This is a genomic window from Yersinia sp. Marseille-Q5920, from assembly GCF_946902935.1.
In the GTDB taxonomy this organism is placed as follows: Bacteria; Pseudomonadota; Gammaproteobacteria; order Enterobacterales; family Enterobacteriaceae; genus Yersinia; species Yersinia rochesterensis.
The window spans coordinates 1-3753 of record NZ_CAMPQA010000024.1; the positions used below are offsets into that span (position 1 = coordinate 1).

Consider the following 3753-nt stretch of genomic DNA (forward strand, 5'->3'; position numbering starts at 1 on the left):
CTGTAGAGGGTAAGTATCGGGAAGATACACGTAAAAGAATCGGTGGAGCGGTAGTTCAGTTGGTTAGAATACCTGCCTGTCACGCAGGGGGTCGCGGGTTCGAGCCCCGTCCGTTCCGCCACTTATTGCAAAGACCCTGAATCCTAGATTCAGGGTCTTTTTGCATTCCAACAGTTGTTAATATTTTTTGCCTCTTCCTCTCTAGATTTCCACTCCTAAGTATTCTCTTATCTTAGTCACTGAATATCCCACTTATGCAATGGCCACATAACTCCGTTTAACTGAATACATTTAGCTTATTGAGTGTGATATTTGATTTATAATCATAAGTATTATGCTTAATACCCCATTTTTTGTTGGTAAAACTCTTGTCATAATTAATTTAGTTTTTCATCAGCCCCATGATTTACGACGGCATGAAAATTCTTAATTACTTTTCAAGATACACTTACCATCAAAAAAATAAGGAATGATAATGAGCATACCTGTATTCGGGCTTGGAACTTTTCGTCTTCAAGATCAAGTGGTTATAGATTCAGTTAACCAAGCATTGAAATTAGGTTATCGTGCAATCGATACAGCACAAATATATGAAAATGAAGCTGCAGTTGGTCAAGCTATCGCAGAAAGTGGGGTAAAACGTGATGAGTTGTTTATCACGACCAAGATTTGGGTGGCGAATTTAGCGCAAGGGAAATTAATTCCAAGCCTGCAAGAGAGTTTACAGAAGCTGAAAACTGATTATGTAGATTTAACATTGATTCACTGGCCGTCACCAAATGATGAAGTCTCTGTTGCTGAGTCTATGGCTGAGCTAATGAAAGCCAAAGAATTGGGATTAACGCGCCAGATTGGTATCTCTAACTTCACCATTGATTTAATGCGGCAGGCTATAGCAGCAGTGGGGGCTGAGGAAATCGCAACTAACCAAATTGAATTATCCCCATTATTGCAAAACCGTAAGGTTGTTGAGTTCGCTCAGATAAATGGCATTGCAATAACTTCTTATATGACATTGGCTTATGGCAAGGCATTAGAAGAGCCGATCATCAAGACCATTGCTGAGCAGTGCGGTGCTACACCTGCACAGGTTATTTTAAGCTGGGCAATGCAATTGGGCTACAGTGTTATTCCTTCATCAACGAAAGTGGCTAATTTAGCCAGCAATCTGTTAGCTCGTGATTTACACCTAAGCGCAGAAGATATGGCGCTAATTGCTACGCTAGATCGCGAGGAGCGTTTGGTTAGCCCTGATGGTCTGGCACCAAAGTGGGACTAACTACAGCAATAAACTGAGCCACCTCACATGGGGTGGTTTTTTATTTTGTAGAGCTGATTGATATCAGGCGATCATTGATAAAATCAATAAAACAGCGCAGCCGATTACTGACAGCCTGGTCACTGTAATACACGGCATTAATCGGCATTGCGACTGGCAAAGTGTGCTCTTGAAGTATCGGTATCAAATCTCCACGTTGTAGATCCTGCTGGATCATGAAATCTGATAGGCAGGCAATACCATTCCCCTCAAGACACAGGCGGCGCTGAGTTTCTCCATTATTTGATGTCAAATCTGAATTAATTTCATAAAGTTGCCCATCAGCTCCAGCTAAAGGCCAGCGATTTAATGCGGGTAAGTCATTAAACCCTAAGCATAAATGATACTGTAAATCCGCTACTGTCTGTGGCGTACCATGCTGCTTCAAGTATGCCGGTGAGGCCAGAATATGGCGATAACTGGTCATTAGTTTTCTGGCTCGCAAAGTTGAGTCCTGTAAAGTCCCCACCCTGATAGCAATATCTACTTTTCTCTCGATAAGATTGATGAATGTTTCAGATGAAACCAGCGATAAAGTCACCAAAGGATAGCGCTGACGAAACTCAGCCATCAATGGCGCGATAATATGCAGTACTACTGGAGTAGAGGCATCAATACGAAGTAATCCTTTAGGATTCAATTGATTATATAGGATTTCATTCTCTGCTGTCGCCATCTCACGCAAAATATTTTGTACCCGCCGAAAATAGTGCTCACCTTCTTGAGTCAGACTGATTTGCCTAGTGGTGCGATTGAGTAAAGTGACACCCAGCTTATTCTCCAACTTCTTTACTGTTCGGCTTACTACTGAATTTGCTTGTTCAAGCTGCTTTGCTGCACGGCTGAAGCTGCCACATTCCACCACTGTTACAAAGGTAATCAGTTCATCTGAGTTTGCTTTCATTGTTGCCACTCCAGCAAAAATATTTTGATATTTTGAGCATTTTTGTCATTTAAACATAGGCACATAATAGCCGCTATCAAATTGACTTGTTTTTCATTAACTGTTTTCTGGAGTCGATAATGCCGCTCGCTTTACTGGCACTGACCATCAGTGCATTCGCTATTGGTACCACAGAATTTGTTATTGTCGGATTGGTGCCGACGATCGCCGAACAACTGGGCGTTTCTGTCCCTTCCGCCGGTTTATTAGTCTCAATTTACGCATTGGGGGTGGCGATTGGTGCTCCGGTGCTGACTGCATTAACAGGGCGAATTCCGCGTAAAATGTTATTGATTGGTCTTATGGTTTTGTTCACGTTAGGCAACTTATTAGCATGGCAATCACCGGGTTATGAATCATTGGTTATCGCTCGTTTATTAACCGGCTTGGCGCACGGGGTATTTTTCTCAATAGGGTCGACTATTGCAACCAGTCTGGTGCCCAAAGAGAAGGCCGCCTCGGCTATCGCTATTATGTTTGGCGGCTTGACTGTAGCACTGGTGACTGGGGTTCCATTAGGGACATTCATTGGGCAGTATTTTGGCTGGCGTGAAACTTTTCTTGCAGTATCACTGATTGGGATTATTGCCATTATCGCCAGTGCTATTTTGGTGCCAAGTAATATTCCCAATAAAGCTTCAGCCACGATAAAACAACAGTTTCAGGTAGTTACCCACCCACGTTTATTGTTGATTTATGCTATTACGGCATTAGGATACGGCGGTTTCTTTGCCATGTTTACTTTCCTTGCTCCGGTCATGCAAGAGTTGGCTGGCTTCTCGGCTGCCGCCGTGAGCTGGATTTTGTTGGCGTATGGGGTGTCAGTCGTGTTTGGTAATATCTGGGGGGGGAAACTGGCCGATCGCTATGGCGCAGTGCCTGCTTTGAGCTTTATTTTTACTGCATTGGCTGGCTTGTTATTTGTTTTCCAGTTCAGTGCCAACCACAGTGTTGCAGCACTGATTACCTTGCTAATTATGGGGATTTTCGCTTTCGGTAATGTCCCCGGTTTACAGGTTTATGTGGTGCAAAAGGCGGAGGAATATACACCATATGCGGTTGATATCGCCTCTGGTTTGAATATCGCAGCATTTAACATAGGTATTGCGTTAGGGTCAATTCTTGGTGGGCAGGCGGTTACTCGAGTTGGTTTAGCGCAGACACCATGGATCGGTGGAGTTATCGTCATCGCTGCATTATTACTGGTAAGACTAAGTGGTGAGCTGGATAAAAAACACTCAAGTCAGGTTGCTACAAACTAGTTTCCACATTAAGCCCGCCTTGCGCTGAGGGATCCCCACTAATTCAGCGCTAATAAACCAACACCATACTTCGGTAGGTTTTGGCGAGGTGATTAAGAACTGCATCCAGTGCTGTTCGCGTTAAAATTAGCGGAGAGTGTCGCAAGATATTCTCCGCTAATGTCAGATAAGATATAACCCGTCGTGACTTAAGGCTGTTAGCCTGATACCTCAGATGTAACCCTTTATTT

General features: G+C 43.5%; 3 protein-coding genes, 1 tRNA gene and 1 pseudogene. 3 read left to right on the top strand and 2 right to left on the bottom strand.

Annotated elements, in window-relative coordinates:
* Nucleotides 1–44: 44 nt before the first annotated feature.
* A tRNA-Asp gene (locus tag OVO64_RS20305) sits at nucleotides 45–121 on the top strand.
* Nucleotides 122–475: 354 nt separating this feature from the next.
* The gene (gene dkgB, locus OVO64_RS20310; RefSeq protein ID WP_038635784.1) at nucleotides 476–1279 is read left to right on the top strand and encodes a 2,5-didehydrogluconate reductase DkgB; all 804 of its coding nucleotides are present in this window, start codon (nucleotides 476–478) and stop codon (nucleotides 1277–1279) included.
* Between the two features lie 40 nt (nucleotides 1280–1319).
* Here dkgB and yafC read toward each other — a convergent pair whose 3' ends face one another.
* Nucleotides 1320–2222 carry a DNA-binding transcriptional regulator YafC gene (gene yafC / locus OVO64_RS20315; protein ID WP_267248993.1) on the bottom strand — a complete coding sequence of 301 codons (903 nt, stop codon included), beginning with the start codon at nucleotides 2220–2222 and terminating at the stop codon, nucleotides 1320–1322.
* 119 nt (nucleotides 2223–2341) lie between these two features.
* On the opposite strand from yafC, the gene OVO64_RS20320 reads away from it, so the two are divergent.
* Nucleotides 2342–3523, top strand: coding sequence for an MFS transporter (locus OVO64_RS20320; RefSeq protein WP_038635777.1), 1182 nt, complete (start codon nucleotides 2342–2344; stop codon nucleotides 3521–3523).
* A gap of 49 nt (nucleotides 3524–3572) precedes the next feature.
* Here the strand turns inward: OVO64_RS20320 and OVO64_RS20325 are convergent.
* Nucleotides 3573–3753: pseudogene (locus OVO64_RS20325) on the bottom strand (IS4/IS5 family transposase); the annotation flags it as partial.